Annotated in this window: 17 protein-coding genes and 1 riboswitch; of the genes, 5 read left to right on the top strand and 12 right to left on the bottom strand. The window is 71.5% G+C overall.

Annotated features, from left to right (window positions below; all coding sequences use genetic code 11):
- Window positions 1-10 precede the first annotated feature (10 nt).
- Both BKA10_RS14370 and BKA10_RS14365 read left to right on the top strand, forming a co-directional pair.
- Complete coding sequence (locus BKA10_RS14370) at window positions 11-430, top strand: MmcQ/YjbR family DNA-binding protein (protein WP_183500595.1); 420 nt, start codon at window positions 11-13, stop codon at window positions 428-430.
- A gap of 9 nt (window positions 431-439) precedes the next feature.
- Window positions 440-1399 (top strand): diacylglycerol/lipid kinase family protein, encoded by a 960-nt coding sequence (locus BKA10_RS14365; RefSeq protein ID WP_183500594.1) that lies wholly within the window; start codon window positions 440-442, stop codon window positions 1397-1399.
- 61 nt (window positions 1400-1460) lie between these two features.
- On the opposite strand, the gene BKA10_RS14360 is transcribed toward BKA10_RS14365, so the two are convergent.
- The 3 genes from BKA10_RS14360 to BKA10_RS14350 form a co-directional block, all read right to left on the bottom strand.
- Window positions 1461-2249 carry an energy-coupling factor transporter transmembrane component T family protein gene (locus BKA10_RS14360; protein WP_183500593.1) on the bottom strand — a complete coding sequence of 263 codons (789 nt, stop codon included), beginning with the start codon at window positions 2247-2249 and terminating at the stop codon, window positions 1461-1463.
- Complete coding sequence (locus tag BKA10_RS14355) at window positions 2246-3706, bottom strand: ABC transporter ATP-binding protein (RefSeq protein WP_183500592.1); 1461 nt, start codon at window positions 3704-3706, stop codon at window positions 2246-2248. Before BKA10_RS14355 ends, BKA10_RS14360 begins: the two co-directional genes overlap by 4 nt.
- Before the next feature lie 3 nt (window positions 3707-3709).
- Window positions 3710-4336 (bottom strand): ECF transporter S component, encoded by a 627-nt coding sequence (locus tag BKA10_RS14350; protein WP_183500591.1) that lies wholly within the window; start codon window positions 4334-4336, stop codon window positions 3710-3712.
- A riboswitch (TPP riboswitch) is annotated at window positions 4329-4438 on the bottom strand. (Overlaps the previous gene by 8 nt.)
- 40 nt (window positions 4439-4478) lie before the next feature.
- Between BKA10_RS14350 and BKA10_RS14345 the strand changes: the two genes are divergently transcribed.
- Entirely contained in the window at window positions 4479-5918 is a 1440-nt protein-coding gene (locus BKA10_RS14345) for a D-alanyl-D-alanine carboxypeptidase family protein (RefSeq protein ID WP_241740141.1), read from the top strand.
- 315 nt (window positions 5919-6233) lie between these two features.
- On the opposite strand, the gene BKA10_RS14340 is transcribed toward BKA10_RS14345, so the two are convergent.
- The 3 genes from BKA10_RS14340 to BKA10_RS14330 form a co-directional block, all read right to left on the bottom strand.
- A complete protein-coding gene (locus BKA10_RS14340; RefSeq protein ID WP_183500590.1) occupies window positions 6234-7829 on the bottom strand; it encodes an SLC13 family permease in 1596 nt (531 codons plus the stop codon).
- Between the two features lie 266 nt (window positions 7830-8095).
- Window positions 8096-9025, bottom strand: a complete 930-nt coding sequence (locus tag BKA10_RS14335; protein WP_183500589.1) for a DnaJ domain-containing protein — start codon at window positions 9023-9025, stop codon at window positions 8096-8098.
- Window position 9026: 1 nt separating this feature from the next.
- On the bottom strand, window positions 9027-10091 hold the full coding sequence (locus BKA10_RS14330) for a 3-hydroxyisobutyryl-CoA hydrolase (RefSeq protein WP_183500588.1): 1065 nt from the start codon (window positions 10089-10091) through the stop codon (window positions 9027-9029).
- Between the two features lie 128 nt (window positions 10092-10219).
- On the opposite strand from BKA10_RS14330, the gene BKA10_RS14325 reads away from it, so the two are divergent.
- Window positions 10220-11497: an ATP-binding cassette domain-containing protein gene (locus BKA10_RS14325; protein ID WP_183500587.1), complete on the top strand. Its 1278-nt coding sequence runs from the start codon at window positions 10220-10222 to the stop codon at window positions 11495-11497.
- On the top strand, window positions 11494-12318 hold the full coding sequence (locus tag BKA10_RS14320) for an ABC transporter permease subunit (RefSeq protein ID WP_183500586.1): 825 nt from the start codon (window positions 11494-11496) through the stop codon (window positions 12316-12318). Before BKA10_RS14325 ends, BKA10_RS14320 begins: the two co-directional genes overlap by 4 nt.
- Before the next feature lie 41 nt (window positions 12319-12359).
- On the opposite strand, the gene BKA10_RS14315 is transcribed toward BKA10_RS14320, so the two are convergent.
- The 6 genes from BKA10_RS14315 to BKA10_RS14290 form a co-directional block, all read right to left on the bottom strand.
- Window positions 12360-12806: a hypothetical protein gene (locus BKA10_RS14315; protein ID WP_183500585.1), complete on the bottom strand. Its 447-nt coding sequence runs from the start codon at window positions 12804-12806 to the stop codon at window positions 12360-12362.
- A gap of 68 nt (window positions 12807-12874) precedes the next feature.
- On the bottom strand, window positions 12875-13714 hold the full coding sequence (locus BKA10_RS14310) for a uroporphyrinogen-III synthase (protein WP_183500584.1): 840 nt from the start codon (window positions 13712-13714) through the stop codon (window positions 12875-12877).
- A 242-nt stretch (window positions 13715-13956) separates the two neighbouring features.
- Window positions 13957-14229 (bottom strand): hypothetical protein, encoded by a 273-nt coding sequence (locus BKA10_RS14305; protein WP_183500583.1) that lies wholly within the window; start codon window positions 14227-14229, stop codon window positions 13957-13959.
- Window positions 14219-14629 (bottom strand): phage holin family protein, encoded by a 411-nt coding sequence (locus BKA10_RS14300; RefSeq protein ID WP_183500582.1) that lies wholly within the window; start codon window positions 14627-14629, stop codon window positions 14219-14221. Before BKA10_RS14300 ends, BKA10_RS14305 begins: the two co-directional genes overlap by 11 nt.
- A gap of 1 nt (window position 14630) precedes the next feature.
- Window positions 14631-15014, bottom strand: coding sequence for a hypothetical protein (locus tag BKA10_RS14295; protein ID WP_183500581.1), 384 nt, complete (start codon window positions 15012-15014; stop codon window positions 14631-14633).
- 105 nt (window positions 15015-15119) lie between these two features.
- Window positions 15120-16634 carry a protoporphyrinogen/coproporphyrinogen oxidase gene (locus BKA10_RS14290; RefSeq protein WP_183500580.1) on the bottom strand — a complete coding sequence of 505 codons (1515 nt, stop codon included), beginning with the start codon at window positions 16632-16634 and terminating at the stop codon, window positions 15120-15122.
- Between the last annotated feature and the right edge of the window lie 56 nt (window positions 16635-16690).

Here is a 16690-nt window from a genome sequence, read left to right as displayed (position 1 = left end):
AATCGGCGACATGGCGCATCCGATCATGTTCGACGAGCACGACCCGTTGCTGGCGCGGGTGCGCGGCGTCGCCCTCTCGCTGCCTGAGGCCGACGAGAAGGTCAGCCACGGCCGGCCGGCGTTCTTCACCCAGAAGGTGTTCGTCTACTTCGGCGGTTCGCAGCGCATTGAGGGCGAGTGGGTCGCGCACGACGCGGCGATCATGGTGCAGCCCGATCCCGACGACGACCCCGCCCTGCGGCAGGACCCGCGATTCTGGGTACCCGGCTACCTCGGCCCGTCGGGATGGCTCGGCATCGACCTCGACGACGACACCGACTGGCAGGAGGTCGCCGAGCTCATCGAGTCGTCGTACCGGGTGACGGCGCCGCGCCGGCTGGTGCGGAAGTTGGATGCCGGATCGGGAGCCCGGCTGGATCCGCCCGCATAGGCTCGTCCGATGCAGTCACGCCATGCGGCGGTCGTGTACAACCCGGTCAAGGTGTCGCTTGACCGGGTGCGGCGAGCTGTCCAGGTACAGGAACGCCGGCATGGCTGGGATGAGACGCGCTGGTACGAGACGAGTCCCGAGGACTCCGGGCTGCGCGCGGCACAAGCGGCCCTTGCGGAAGATCCGGCGGTCGTGATCGTCGCCGGCGGCGACGGCACCGTGCGCACCGTCGCCGAGGTCGTCTACCCCACCGGGACGCCGGTTGCGCTGGTGCCCGCCGGTACCGGCAACCTCCTGGCCCGCAACCTCGGTCTGACGTTGAGCGATGTCGAAGGCTCCGTCGCCGCCGCGTTCTCGGGCGCCACGCGGGCCGTCGACATCGCCGTCGCTGAGGTCGAGGACGAGACCGGCGAGCGGCGCACGCACGCGTTCCTCGTGATGGCCGGCATCGGGCTCGACGCGGAGATGGCCGAGCACACCAGCGCCGTGGCGAAGCAGCGGCTGGGCTGGCTCGCCTACGTGACCCCGATCGCCCGATCGGTCATCGCGAACCGCCTGATCCACCTCCACTACCGCGTCGACGGCGGTCACAGCCGGTCGGTCCGCGCCCACACGGTCATCGTCGGCAACTGCGGCACGCTCACCGGCAACATGCTCCTCATCCCGGCCGCCAAGGTCGACGACGGCCTGCTGGACGTGGTCATGCTGCGACCGAAGGGCAGGTTCGGCTGGGCGAGGATCGGCACACGCCTCACGATCCAGGGGGTCGCGCACCGCTCCCGTCTGGGCCGTCGCTGGCTGCAATCGGCGCCGGAGCTCCAGGCACTCGCCTACGCGCAGGGGCGGCAGTTCGACGTCCGGTTCGAGACCCCGCACGGCATCGAGCTGGACGGCGACAGCTTCGGCGTGGTCGCGCGGGCGCGCATCACGGTGCGACCGGCTGCCGTCCGCGTCTGCATCGCCGCTTAGGCCTGGCCGGCGTTCACCGCGCCATCCACCGCGGCACGTGCAACACCCGGGCGCCTCCCGTTCAGGACGGCCCGAGGATGAAGTTCCACGAGCCGGTGACGATCGCCGCGCCCACGGCGATCAGCCCGATCGCCGCACCCATCGCGACCAGCAGCCACTCCCTCGCGCCGAAGGTGGACTCGCGCGCCCAGGTGCGCGTCACCGGCGCACCGAACCCGCGCGCCTCCATGGCCGTCGCGAGCTTGGACCCGCGGCGTATCGACAGCACGAGCAGTGCGAACGCCATCCCCGCGAACCGCCGGATGCGGCCCCGGTCGGCCACCCCGCGGGCCCGGCGTGCGAGCTCGAGTGCCCGCCAGTCGTCGAGGAAGAGCCCGACCATGCGCAGCCCGGCGAGCGCCCCGAGCACGAATCGGGCCGGCAGTTTCACGATCTGGGCCAGGCCATCGGCGAGGTCGGTCGGGTCGACCGTGATGAACAGCACGACCGAGGGCAGCGCGATCGCGAGCACGCGGAGGAAGGTGGCCGCAGCGAGAGCGATCGAGCCGTCGCTGACCCGCACGAACAGCCACTCGAAGTAGACCTGGCCAGACGCCTCGCCGTAGAGGACGATCGTCAGCGCGGTCAGCGGCGCGGCCAGCCAGACCGGCCAGGTGCGCAGCCAGAACTCCCGCCAGCCGATACCGGCGAACGGGAAGAGAAGCATCTCCAGGACGAGAGCGACGGCGGCCGAGACGACGTCGAGGGTGAGGATGAGCGGCAGCGCGATGAGCCCACTGGCGGCGAGCTTGGCGACGGGGTTGATCCGCGCGAACGTGCCGGTGCGCGCGTGCGTGTCGAGCAGCGTCATCCGCTCAGCTCGATTCGTCGCGCATGCAGCGCCTCGACCACGGCGGCATCATGGGTGATCGCGACGATGGCGCTGCCCTCGTCGCGCAGCCCCGCCAGCAGCGCCACGAGCTCAGCCCAAGTCACCGCGTCCTGCCCGAAGGTCGGCTCGTCGAGCACGAGCATGCGCGGCCGGGTGGCCAGCGCCGCCGCGACCGTCAGCCGCCGCTTCTCCCCGCCCGAGAGGGTGTACGGGTTGGCGCGGGCCAAACCGCTCAGCCGCAGACGCTCGAGCAGTCCGTCGACCCGGGCGGCGGTCTCCCCCTCGCCGAGCCCGAGCGCACGCGGCCCGACCTCGAGTTCTCCCCGCACCGTGCGCGCCAGCAGCTGGTGCTCCGGGTCCTGGAACACCATGCCGATCCGGGTCAGCAGGTCGCGCGACTTCCACGTCACCGGGTCGTGCCCCACCCCGCGTGCGAGCTCCCCGACCGCACGCAACTCGCCTGCCCCCGGGGGCAGCAGCCCGGCGAGGGTGAGCCCGAGGGTCGATTTGCCGGCGCCGTTCGGGCCGGTGATAGCGAGCGCCTCGCCGGCCCGGACCTCCATGTCGATCCCGGATGCCACGGGCACACCCCGCACCCGCTCGACGGCCAGTCCCCGGCCCGACAGCAGCACGTCGCCCGCCGGCCGGGCGGGCGTCGCCGGAACGGCGGGAGGGATGCCGGGGACCCACACTCCGGCATCCGCGAGCCGTCTGCCGTCGGCGTCGAGCACAGCGCTGGGCGTGCCGTCGGCGACCACCCCACCGTGGCCCAGCACGATCACGCGGTCGACGATCGGCAGCCACACCTCGGTGCGATGCTCGACGACCACGAAGGTCGTGCCGGTGCGGTCGAGCAGTGCCCGGACGGCGTCACGGACTTCGACCACTCCCGCGGGGTCGAGATTCGCCGTCGGCTCATCGAGCGCGAGCAGTCCGGGGCGCATCGCGATGGCGCCGGCGAGCGCGAGCCGCTGCTTCTGCCCACCGGACAGGTGCTTGGTCGGGCGGTCCTTCGGTACATCGAGGCCTACGGCCGCCAGGGCGTCATCGACGCGGCGCCACGTTTCGTCGCGCGGGATGCCGAGGTTCTCGCAGCCGAACGCCACGTCGTCGCCGACCCGGGCGAGGATCACCTGCGAGTCCGGGTCCTGCATCACCAGCCCGGCACGTCCCCGCACCGCCGCCGCGGGGTGGCCGTCGAGCAGCAGGTCACCGGCGGCCTCACCTTCTTCGTCGCCGCCGAGCACGCCGGCCAGCCCGTGCAGCAGTGTCGACTTGCCCGATCCGGAGGCTCCGAGCAGAAGGACCCGCTCACCGGGCGAGATGTCGAAGGTGACGTCGCGCAGGGCCCACGCGCGCCGCGAGGCGTGCCGCCAGCCCCACCCCCGGGCGCTGACCGCCGCGGGGCGGCGCTGCTCACCCGGGTCGACAGCCATCCGTCAGACGCGTTCGCGCACCGCGCGCCCGGACGCGAACCGGTCGAGCGCACCTGTCGCGGCCAGCCCTCGGGCGATCAGCCACGCACCCCCACCGGCGATCACGGCCCCCGACACCACCGATGAGATGAGGTAGACGATGGTGAACGTGGCATCGGATCCGGCATACCAGAGGATCAGGTTGTTGATGGCGCCGGCGAGGCCCGCGCCCGCGCCCGCCAGGATCGCGACGGGGAACGACCACAGCTTGTACGCGACGATCAGGAACACGATCTCGGCACCGAGACCCTGGACGAGGCCGGCTTCGATCGTGAGGAACCCGCCCCACTGGTTGCCGACCAGCGCCGAGACGACCGCGGCGAGAGTCTCGGTGTAGATCGCCGCACCGGGCTTGCGGATGATGAGGGCGCCGAGCACCCCGGCGAACAGCCACGGACCGTCGAGCAGTCCCTGCAGACCGGGAAGCAGCGGCTCGAGCAGAGCCTTCGGCCCGAGGTAGCCGATGTTCCACAGCAGGAAGATCAGTCCCGAGGCGACACCCAGGACGCTGGCGACGACGATGTCGACGACCCGCCAGCGGAAGCGGTTCCCCGTGGGGCGGACGGTGGTTTCAGACGCAGCAGCGTGCATGTTCTCTCCTCCCTGCGCCGGCATGATCCGGATCAGGTTCGACGGTCGAAGCGTGGATCGCTTCCTCTCAGCCCGGCTCACCGGACTCCCGTGGTTGTCGGATCGAGTATAGCCGCCTCTGCAGGGACGGTAGTTTGTATGGGTGACCCTGGAAGACGCGCCCCCTCTGTCGCGGCGTGCGCGCCGCGAGGCCGCGGCATCCACTCCCCCGCCTGCCGACGACCTCGACGCGCTCGGCATTGCGACGGTGGATGCCGGAACGTCGCCGGCAGCGTCGTCTGCGCTGACATGGGTCGACGTCGACACGCTCGGCCCGCTGCGGCCGCCTGCCCCCGGCGGCCCCGATCTGCTGGCGCGGCGCCCGCGCCGCTCACCACTGCGACCCTCCGTGCTCGTCCCGATCGGCGCGGTGCTCGCCCTGGCCGGAGGCTACGCCGCCGCGACGCTCCTCTGGCCGCTGACGGCCGTCGCCCCCACGGTCACCACCGCTGAGATCGCCCCGGTGACCGCCCCGGTCTCGACGCTCACCTGGCCCGAGGACGGGTCCGCGGCCGCGGGAGTCGACGGGATCGGCTCGCCCGTGGCATCCACCGCCGACGTCTCTCCGATCGCGAGCATCACCAAGGTCGTCACCGTGCTCATGGCCCTCGAGCAGTTGCCGCTGGCACCCGGCGAACCGGGGCGCGACTACGACTTCACCTACGACGACCGGGTGGAGTACTGGAACTTCCTCGCCCGCGGAGAATCGGCGCTCGACGTGCCCGTCGACGGCACCCTCACGCAGTATCAGCTGCTGCAGGGCATCCTGCTCGGGTCGGCCGGCAACTACGCCGAGCGGCTGGCGTCCGACCTGTGGCCGAACGACGAGGTGTTCGCCGGCGCGGCGCGCGAGTGGCTCAGCAAGCACGGCCTCGACGGGATCACCGTCGTCGAGCCGACCGGCATCCTCGAGGCCAATGCCGCCGACCCGGCGGCGCTGCTCCCCCTGGCCGACCTGGCCCTGGCAAACCCCGTGGTGGCCGAGATCGTGCGCACCCAGGCGGTCGAGCTTCCGGGCGCCGGCGAGGTCGAGAACACCAACGACCTGCTCGACGACCCGTCGGTGCTGGGCGTCAAGACCGGCGGACTGTGGGAGTGGTACAACCTGCTGTCGGCCAAAGAGGTCACCGTCGACGAGACCACCGTGCGCCTGTACGCGGCGGTGCTCGGTCAGCCCACCGACGCGCTGCGCGACAGCGAGAGCGAGCGACTGCTCGATGCGCTCGCCGCCGAGGTCTCCGTACCCGCTGTGCTGCCGGCGGGCACCGTCGCCGGGACCGTGTCGACGGCGTGGGGCGAAAGCGCCGACCTGGTGACGGATGCCGCAGGCTCGATCGTGCTGTGGAACGGCGCCACCGCGCAGATCGACGCCGCCTTCGCGCTCGACGACGCACGCACCGCCGGCGACGTGGCCGGATCGGTCACCTACGCCGGACCCCTCGACTCCGACGTCCTCGAGCTGACGCTGGCCGACGACATCGAGCCGCCCGATGCCTGGTGGCGCCTCACGCACCCGCTGGAACTGTTCGGCCTCGCCGGCTGAGCGGCTCCGGTGCGCACGGCCCGGCTTCGAACGAGGTCACATGTGTCGGGGTCCCGCGCCGCGAGACGACCACAAGCGACCCCGAACCCTGCGATGCGATCTCAAGCGAACGGAACGTGGTCACATGTCGCGGGGTCCCGCGCCGCGAGACGACCACAAGCGACCCCGAACCCTGCGATGCGATCTCAAGCGAACGGAACGTGGTCACATGTCGCGGGGTCCCGCGCCGCGAGGCGACCACAAGCGACCCCGAATTGCTCGGTTGACCAGCCGCTCGACGCGGGAGCCCGTAGACGCCGCCCCGGCATCCACTCTTCAGAAGTGCCAGATCAGCGGCACGTAGAGCACTCCGATGGCGAGGTAGACGGCCATGAGCGGCAGCCCGAGCCGCCAGTAGTCGCCGAACCGGTAGCCGCCGGGCTGCATGACCATGAGGTTCACCGGCGTCGCGATCGGCGTGAGGAAGGCAGCGGCACCGACGACGGTCAGCGACATCATGAACGGCATGATGCTCACCTCGAGCGCCCGCGAGATCGCCACGGCGATGGGCGCGACCACGAGCACGGTGGCGACGTTGGAGATGAACTGTCCGAGCACCATGGTGATCACGCCGAGCACGAGCAGCGCGAGGTGCGGCGACGCGGTGCCGATGACCGAGAGCACGGCGTCCGCGACGATGCCGGCCGCGCCGGTCGAGATGAACGCGGCCGACAGCGGCACCATGCCGGCGATCAGGATGACGGTGGTCCATGAGATCGACCGGTACGTCTGCGGCAGCGTCAGCACGCGCGTGAGGATGAGGGCTCCGGCGGCGAGCAGCCCGGCGACGACCGGCGGCACGAGACCGGTCGCCAGCAGCAGCACCATGAGCACGAGGATGACGATCGCCCGCTTCGCGCCGCGCCCGAGCGGAACGGCACGCTGCAGCGACTGCGGGGCGGTGACCGCGATCACGTCCGGCGACGCCGTGTAACGAGTGAGCGCCTCCCACGGGCCCTGGACGAGCACGGCGTCGCCGGCCTGCAGGGTGAGCTCACCGGGCGTCGCGTTGCCGCGCGAGGCGTTCGGACCCTCGTCCTCGCCGCGCCGGGCCGCGAGGATCACCAGGTTCTCGTCGCGAGTGGTCATACCGGGGTAGATGGTGCGTCCGATCAGCTGTGAGCGCGGCGCGACCAGTACCTCGGCCACACCCTCGCTGACGCTGAACAGAGTGTTCGTGTCGAGGTCGACGGCGTAGCTGCTGCGCAGGTTCTGGGCGTGCTCCCGCGGGTCGGGCGCGACATCGGCGAAGCGGTCGGGCACTCGGTCGGGCAGCAGGCGGTCGCCCCACAGCGCCAGCACGAGCACCGTGAGCGCGACGAGGGGAATGCCGACGAGCGCGAACTCGAAGTAGCCGAACGCCCGCCCTCCGGCCGCGACCGCCGCATCGGAGACGACGATGTTCACCGGGGTGCCGATGAGAGTGAGCATGGATCCGGCGCTCGCGGCGAAGGCCAGCGGAATGAGCAGCTTGGCGGGGATGATCCCGGCCCGCACCGCCACGACCACGACCACCGGCAGCAGAGCCGCGACGGCGCCGTTGATGCTGATGAATGCGGACAGCAGCGCGACCATGACCCCGACGACCACGGTCAGCCGGGCGCGACCGCGGCCGGCGCGCGACACGACCTGAAGGCCGACCCAGGCGGTGACCCCCGTGGCATCCAGAGCCTCACTCACCACGAACAGCGAGGCGATGAACAGCACCGTCGGATCGCCGAACCCCGCGAACGCCTCGGTCAGGGTGAGCACGCCGGTGGCCCACAGCGCGAGAGCGACGCCGATCGCGACGACGGCCATCGGCACCCGGCCGCTCACGAACGCGACGATGGCGAGGCCCAGGATCACGAATGTCCACGCGGCGGGGTCCATGCGTTCACCCTATTGCGCGCGGTGCTCTGGGCGCCCGGTGGGCCACCGGGCGCGCGATGGAGCCCAGTCACGCGCATAGGTGGCGCCGACGGCGGGATCCACACGCAAAGTTGGCGCCTACGCCGGGAATGGATGCCGGATTCCCGACCCACGCGCCACCTTGAGTGCGGGCGCACACGCAAAGTTGGCGCCTACGCCGGGAATGGATGCCGGATTCCCGACCCACGCGCCACCTGAAGTAGCACGCGTGCTGCGAGTGCCGCGGCTCAGACGAAGCGGACCGTCTGCTGCAACCGGGTGCGGACGTCGAACAGCTCGTTGCCACCGATATCGCGAGCGCCGGTGACGCCGCGCCGCAGCACGGTGGCCAGGGCGCCACGCGCGACGACCGCGACGGGCAGCCCGCGCACCTTGCCCAGTTCGTCGATCGCGGCGGGGACGTCGTCGTCGGGCAGCACGATGAGCGCGCCGCTGAATTTCACCCGGGCGCTCCGCGCGATCGCGCGCGCCGACCGCACGAGCTCGGCGATCGGCGCGCCGCCGACAGAATCGCCGATCAGCTCGCCGCGGCGCACGCGCACCGGGCCGCCGAGGTCATCAGACCGCACGGCGTAGAGCCCGCTCGGGCCGAGCACGATGTGGTCGAGCTTCACCTCGGGATCGTGCCGGTCGGCGGCGACGTCGTGCCAGACCGTGTAGCCCATGCCGAGATCGCCGACGATGCGCGCCGTCGCCTCTTCGGCGAGCGCGTCGGCCAGCAGCCGCTTGACCTCGCGGGGTGCCGTGCGCACGAGCGCCGGGTCGTACGGGTCCTCCAGCGTCACCCCGCGGCCCGCCCACTCGCGGATCAGCGTGAGGTACCGCTCGCGGCGCCACCCGCCGGGATGGCCGAAGGAGCGCGCGCGGGGCCGGGTGTCGGCGGGGCGGTCGGGCGGACGCCAGAGAGGCGCATCCGGGGCGAACGAGGTGGCAGCCGCGCCGAACCCGTGCCCGCGGTCGTACGCGGCGCGGGCATCGGGCGTGCCGACCAGCTCCCACGCGCGCTGCACCTGCACGAACACGGCGGCGTCTCCGCCGGTGTCGGGATGCGACTGCCGCAGCCGCCGCCGGTACGCCTTGCGCAGGGTGTCGTCGTCGGCATCGGGCGCCACCGCGAGCACCTCGTACGCCGAGGCCGACAGCGGGGAGTCGAACACCTCAGCTCCAGAGCGGCGTCGGCGGCACGTACCCGAGCGCCTGCGCGCCGATGTCATCCGGCAGATCGGCGAGCGCGGCGGGCTGCCACTTCGGGCTCCGGTCCTTGTCGACAAGCTGCGCGCGGATACCCTCGACGAGGTCGGGCTGTGACGTGGCGAACCAGAGCACGAGCCCATACTCCTGGCCGAGCGCGGCGCGCAGGTCCGGCAGGTCGCGCGCCCGGCGGACGGCGGCGAGGGTGACGGCGAGACCCGTCGGCGAGAGCTCTTCGAGGATGGATGCCGTGGCCGCAGCATCCGGCTCGGGCCGCGCCCGCAGTCGTTCGATGATCTCCGCGACGGTGTCGGCGGCGAAGGCGTCGTCGATCCAGGGGCGGGCAGCCTCCAGGCGCGACGGCCCGGCGGTCTCGTCGAACAGGAGGACGAGCTCGGTGGGGGTCTCGGGATCGGCGCGCGTGACCAGTGCATCATGCAGGTCGGCGAGGCTGCCGCTGGGCACCAGATGATCCGCGAAGCCCGCGTAGATCGCATCCGCGGCATCCATCGACTGACCCGTGAGCCCCAGGTACTCGCCGATCCGGCCCGGGGCGCGGCCGAGCAGCCACGTGCCGCCGACGTCGGGGGTGAAGCCGATGCGGGTCTCGGGCATCGCGAGCTTCGAGCGTTCCGTCACGATGCGGACGGCGGCATGACCGGCCAGGCCGATGCCGCCGCCCATCGTGATGCCGTCGGCGAGCACGACGATCGGCTTCGGGTACTCGGCGATGCGGGCGTTGAGCGCGTACTCGGCGCGGAAGAACGCGCCGGTGTCGTCGGGGTGGCCGGCGACGATCTGGTCGTAGAGCCCGCGGACGTCGCCGCCGGCGCACAGGCCGCGGTCGCCCGCGCCGTCGAGCAGGACGATCTCGATGTCGGTGTCGCGCTCCCACTCGTCCAGGGCCGCGGCGAGTCGCTCGATCATGCCGAGGTCGAGCGCGTTGATGGCGCGCGGCCGGTTGAGGGTCAGATGGCCCACATGGCCGTCGGCACGGACGGAGACAGAGGCATCGGGCTGCGGATCGTTCACCTCCGAAACGTTACCCGAGCCGGTGCGGGCGCTCCCTCGGGTGAACGCGACGCACCCCGCAGTCTTGGTCCGTGGCCGCCGGTTCCGCCAGGATAGGTACGGACGACTCCCACAACGAGAGGCCCGCCATGCCAGTAGGACATGTGCTCGAATTCGCCGGCGTGACCAAGCGGTTCGGGCCTGTGATGGCGGTCGACGGTCTGACCGCGCGGGTGGAGCCGGGAGTGGTGACCGGCTTCCTCGGGCCGAACGGGGCGGGCAAGACCACATCACTGCGCATCCTGCTCGGACTCGTCGGTGCCACGTCCGGGACGGCGACGATCGGCGGCAAGCGGTATCGCGATCTCGACCACCCGCTGCAGACCGTCGGTGCGGCGCTGGAGGCTTCGAGCTTCCACCCGGGCCGCACGGCCGCCAATCACCTCACGGTGTACGCGCAGGCGGCGGGCATCGCCCCGCGCCGTGTCGACGAGGTGCTCGGGCTCGTCGGGCTCGCCGACGTGGCCGGCCGCAAGGTAGGCGGGTACTCGCTCGGAATGCGGCAGCGGCTGGGCCTTGCCGGCACTCTGCTGGGCGACCCCGGGGTGCTGGTGCTCGACGAGCCGTCGAATGGCCTCGATCCCGAGGGCATCAAGTGGATCCGCGGATTCCTCCGCGAACTGGCCGCACAGGGCCGCACGGTGCTCGTGTCGTCGCACATGCTCGCCGAGATCCAGCAGCAGGCCGATGCGCTGATGATCATCAGCCGCGGACGTCTCGTCTTTCAGGGCCCGCTGTACGCACTGACCGAGCCCGATGAGTACTCGACCGTCGTGGACGCCCCCGACCGTGACGCTCTGCGGGCGGCACTGTCCGCGCGCGGCATCGAGTTCGAGGTGCTGCGGTCGGGCCTGTCGGTTCCGGGCTCGGACCCGGCCGACGTCGGTGCGACTGCCGCTGCCGCCGGGATCGCGCTGTCGACGCTGCAGCGTCGGGGACCCGCGCTTGAGGAGGTCTTCCTGGACCTCGTCAACGGCACCCGCGTGCACTCGTCCGCCGCCGGGATGGCCCCGGTGGCCCCCGCAGCCGAGGTGCCGGCACCCTCCGAGGTTCCGGCGTCCGCCCCGGAGCCGCCGGGGACTCCCGAAGATGCGGCGACCCTCCCCGCTGCGAATCCCGATGACCCGGAAGTTCTCGAGAACGCCGCGGCCCTCGAGGAATCGCCCGATGACATCCCGGCTACGTGGGATGCCGACCATACGAAGACGGACTCCGACGTCGAAGCCGACGAGTTCTTCTCCCGGTTCGACGCGCACGCCGCCGCGGAGGCCGCAGCCGACGCCGACGCGGGTGCCGCGGCATCCATCCCCGAGGGACGTGCCACCACCGACGAACCCGCGACCGACGAGAGTGAGGATCAGCGATGAGCCTCGCGAACGCCACCCGCTCCGAGCTGACCAAGCAGTTCACCACCTCGATGTGGTGGATCCTGGCGATCGTGCTCGTCGTCTACGTCGGCTCCACTGCCGGCGGCCTCGCCGCAGCATTCGGCGGTACCGCCAGCGGAGCGATCGGCGCCGATGTGGGCGGCGTCCCGGCGATGTCCGCCGAAGCGGTTCCGCCCCTGATCTATAGCCTCGCCACGGCCGTCGGCTACGTGTTCCCCCTGCTCATCGGCACCCTGCTGGTCACCGGCGAGTTCCGTCATCAGACGCTCACCCCCACATTCCTGGCCACACCCCGACGCGGAGTCGCCTTGTCGGGCAAAGCCCTCGCCGGTGTCGCCGTCGGAGTGCTGTACGGCGTCGTCGCGCTGATCGCGACGGTCGGGCCCGGCGCCGGCATCCTGGCCGCCTTCGGCGTCGACACTGCGCTGGGCGACTCGGGCACCTGGGCGATGCTCGGACGCATCGTGATCGCGTACGTGCTGTGGGTGCTGATCGGCATCGGCGTCGGTGCGCTCGTGCGCAATCAGGTCGCCGCGGTGGTCGGAGTGATCGTGTTCACCCAGTTCATCGAGCCCATCGTCCGCACCATCTCCACACTGGTGGACGGACTGTCGGGTGTGCTCTCGTATCTGCCTGGCGCCGCCTCCGACGCCCTGGTCGGGGCGAGCATCTACACGACCCTGATGACCGGCGACGGCGACGGGCTGCCGTGGTGGGGCGGCGGGCTCGTGCTGCTCGGCTACGCGGTCGTGCTGCTCGTGCTGGGACACCTGCTCAGCTGGCGCCGCGACGTCAGCTGAGCCGCCGAAAGGCGCGCCGAGCCCGCCGGCGCCGACACGGGTCAGACCGTCGCGGGCCTCGGTGCACGCGCGCCGCGTCCCGATGGAGTGGGGATCGCGCCGGTGACGATGTCGATCACGTCGGTCGGCGATGAATCGGTCTCGAGTCGCAGCGCCTGCACGAGCGCGAGCCCGTGGCGGGTGGTGACCACCAGGCGCTGGAACTCGGCCTCGCCGTCGAGGTCGATGACGGCGGCGGGCCTGCGACCGCGCACCACCACGAAGTCATCGCCGCCGGCGGACTTCCAGGTGCCCAGAGCCATGACCGGGCGCACGTGGGTTCCCGGGCTCGGCACTCCGCGCAGCCAGGTCCACGCGTCGTCGGTGAGCTGCACCTTGCGCAGGTGGGTGCGTTCGATGCGCACCGAGGACTTTCGGAACGAGAGCAGTCGCTCGATAGGCGAGAGCACGACTTCGAGCTGCGTCGAGTCGAGCAGCAGCGTGACCATTCCCTCAGTCTGCCAGCGTCAGCGGCGCGCGTTGCTCACAGACCCGCAACAATCACGGATCCGGAGGATCAGCGTTCGCCGCGCTGCAACGGCAGTTCGCCGGTGCGGGGGGCGAATTCGTCGTGCGCGTGCGGCAGCGGAAACCTCGACACCGCCGTGATGAGGCTCTCGACGGTCAGCTCGGGGGCGACGACGTTGACGCGCAGGTGCGCCTTGCGGGCGTCCTTCGCGGTACGCGGGCCGATGGCGGCGATGACCGTCTCATCGGGAATCTCGGGAAACTGCTCGCGCACCTGCTCGGCGACCGACCCACTGGTGACGAGGATCGCGTTGATCCTCCCGGAATGCACGTCGTGCGCGATGCGCTCGGTGGCCGGAACACCCACGGTGCGGTAGGCGACCACGCTGCGCACATCGTGGCCGGCCTCGGAGAGCCGGCGGGTGAGCACGGGCTTGGCAGTCTCGCTGCGCAGAGTCAGAATGCGCCGGGGGCTGGTCTCGAGCGCGATCATCTGGGCGGCCATGCCGGCGGCGGAGTTGTCTTCGTCGGGAACGAGGTCGACCCGGTAGCCGACGGCCGTGAGGGCGGTGGCCGTGGTCTCGCCGACGGCGGCCACCCGAGTGGATGCCGGGATCTTCGCGCGATACGCGTAGAGCACGTCCACGGTCGTGGCGCTGGTCAGGGTGATCCAGTCGAACGCACCCGCTGCCAGGTCGGCGAGTGACTGCTCGAGTGTGGCCTGGTCGTTGGACGGCGCGAAGTTGATGAGCGGGGCGATGACCGGGACGGCGCCCTGCGATCGCAGGCCGGCGGCGACGGTGTCGCCCCACGGGCCGCCGCGCGGCACAAGGACACGCCAGCCCCGCAGGGGCTTGACGGCTGTGGCGGCCAGGGGCTGTGTGTTCATCTCATTCTCGTGGTGCCACGCCGGACGCCCGTGTCGAGCGACCGACGAGGCTTTGCCGGCGTGGGTGCAAAGCACGCCGAATCGGGTTCGCTTCGTCGGCAGCATCCGCATCATCGCCACTGCCTTCCCACGAGCATACCCCGCTAGCACACGAACACGACCATGCGGTGTATCCGGCCTATGGATCGCGCGAGTCGCGAGTCGCGAGCCCCGACGGCTCACGCGCTGAGAGGCGTGCCGGATCAGCGGGTGTAGAGGCGCACGAGTCCCCACACGGCGGCGCCCACGACCGCGGCAGCGCCCACTGCGGCGGCGGCCGCGGCGATCGGACTGCGCCGCGCGAAGCGGCGCGCGGTCTCCACGCCACGCTCCGAGGCAAGCGAGACCCGCTTGGGGACGTTCGATTTCTCTTCGATCGCCGCCAGCGCCGCCTTCAACTCGGCGCGGGCCTTCTCGACGGGATCGGTGATCCCCAGCGGCACGGCAGTGCGGGGCAGGGGCGTGTCAGTACTCATCAACAACGTCCTTCACGATGCGGGCATCGGCGGCGACCGCCTGAGCCGGATTCTGAGCGCGCGTCAGGCGCCGGAAGCGCAGGACCCCCAGCAGCGCGAACACCACCGCGATCAGCAGCGCCACGATGAAGACGATCAGCGCGGCCAGCCACGCCGGCATCCATGACGCGAGTCCGATGATGGTGAACGCCCCCAGCGCCGGAATCGACCAGAACAGGAAGAACAGCGCCACGAGGAACCAGGCGCCGCCCATCCCGGCGTCCTTGCCGGCGCTCTTGGCCCACTTCTTCGCCGAGTCCACCTCGGCGGTGACCAGGTTGCGAACCAGCTCGGGGACCTCACCCAGCAGGGTGAGCAGTCCGTCGTCGGAGCGATCGCGGAAGCCGCGGGGCGTGCTCATGTCAGCTGTCCGCCGCCTTCTTCGCCTCGTCGGCGGCCTTCTCCGCCGCCTTCTTCACTTCGTCCGCCGTCGTCTCGGCTCCGCGCGCGACGTCTTCGGCGGAGTCCTTGCCGGCGCGCAGGGCCGCATCGAGCTTCTGGCCCGGGCTCCCCGACTTCGTGGTGGCCTTGCCGATCTTCAGCGCACCGTCCCACAGAGCGCTGGGCAACGCCATCGCCGCCGAGGCGCCGAAATCCTTGACCTTGCCGACCTGTTTCTGGACCGGATCTGTGTTCCAGAGCTTCTCGACTCCGGTCTTGATCTGCTCGTAGCGCTCGCGTCCTGCCCTCGACCCGAGCACGTAGCCCGCGGCGAAGCCGACGACGATACCGATCTTGCCCCTCATGGGGTCTCCTCACAGTCGGTGGGTGGTGCTGGTGTGTCAAGGGTAACGCCGTATGCCGATTCCGGCATCCTTCCGGCTGAAGGGTGACGCGGAGAGCGGAGTGTGCTAGGGCCGACCCCACAGGACGTGCTGGCGGATACGCTCCGCCTCCGCGCGTGCGTCCGCCACCACGTCATCGAGGTCGCTGCCCGCTGCCCACGCGCCCACGACCGCGAGCACGTCGACCGCGTGGACGGATGAGCGCACCGCAGCCGTCTTCGCCGCGTGCCCGAGGGTGGATGCCGGGGGCGCCCACTCCGTCCGCAGCCATCGCGCCGCGCTCAGGTGACCCGGCCCCAGGTCGACGTCCAGCATCGACGAAGCGGCACCGAGCGCTTCGGCGACGAGCGCCGATTCCGCCGCGGCCGTCTCGGCTGCGTTGCCCGCAGGCAGCGCCTTCGTCCCGGGCGACGCCACCGCTGCGAGCATTGCCTGCTCCGCGCCCACAGGCAGCTCCGGTGCGACAGTCTCCTCTGTGGGGAGCGTCACGCGAACGACATGGCGACCCGCACCGGCGGCGTCGGCGAGTGCCGGCCATGCCGCGGTCAGGTGGTTCACCGCGAGGGCGGTGGAGGTGCCGGGAACCGGGTACACCGCGACGCCGCGGGGATGCTTGTCGAGGGCGGGGGCGGTCACGACGAGGGTGACGATGTCGACGAGCGACACGGGGCGGGATGCTTCGGCCAGGGTCGGCAGGGCCGAACCCAGCAGGCGACGGGCCTCGGCCTCCCCGGTCGCCACGATCACGGCATCCACCGTCACGGGCTCTTCCGCCTCCGACGAGCGCAGCTGCCAGCCCTTGCCCGTCCGGGCGAGTCCGGTGATCGGCACGCCGACGCGCACCTCACCGTCGAGTTCGGCGATGCGGGTGACCAGCGCATCGACCAGTCGTGCCATGCCGCCGGCGAGGGTGGCGCGCTCGGGGCGCTCGGGCAGGTGCTGCGTCACGGCGCCGGACAGGGAGCCGACCCGCGTCAACGCGGTGTTCAAGCCCGGCACGAGCTCATCGACATCGAGCTGGTCGGGGTCGAGCCCGAACATCCCACGCGCGAGGGGGGCGACCATGCGGTCGGCGACGCGGTCGCCCATGCGTCCGCGCACGAGCTTTCCGAGTCGCTGCTCGTGGCCGATGGTCAGCGGGGGGCGGAGCCGGTCGAGGTACGCGCGCCATGCCCCGCGCCACCCGATGAACCGCCGCACGTCGTCGGCCCACGGATTGGCCGGGATCCCCAGCAGGCTGTCGGCCGGCAGCGGGGCGGCGCCGCCGGGCAGACCGCTGATCCAGGTCACGCCGGACGGGGCCGTGACGATCTCGGCGCCCAGTCCGAGTTCGTCGAGCAGCGCGGTGAGTGCGGGGTCGCCGGGAGCGAACCCGTCAGCGGCGAGGTCGAGACGGAGCCCGTCGACATCTGCACCGGCCAATGCACCGCCGGGGTGCGGCGCGGCCTCGAAGACCGTTACGGCGATGCCGACCTTCGCGCACTCGAGCGCGGCCACCAACCCCGCGATTCCACTCCCGATGACGGCGACGTGGGTCTCGCGGGCGTGGGCGATCAGATCGGCGGCCGTGCTTTCGGGCATGGCATCCATCCTCCCACCCGGCCGGGGACCCCGTCGTGCGGTCGTGATGAGAACAT

Origin of the sequence: Microbacterium invictum, assembly GCF_014197265.1 — a bacterium.
GTDB classification, from domain to species: Bacteria; Actinomycetota; Actinomycetes; order Actinomycetales; family Microbacteriaceae; genus Microbacterium; species Microbacterium invictum.
The sequence above is the reverse complement of the archived record's forward strand: the minus strand, read 5'-3'. Positions and strand labels throughout refer to the sequence as shown.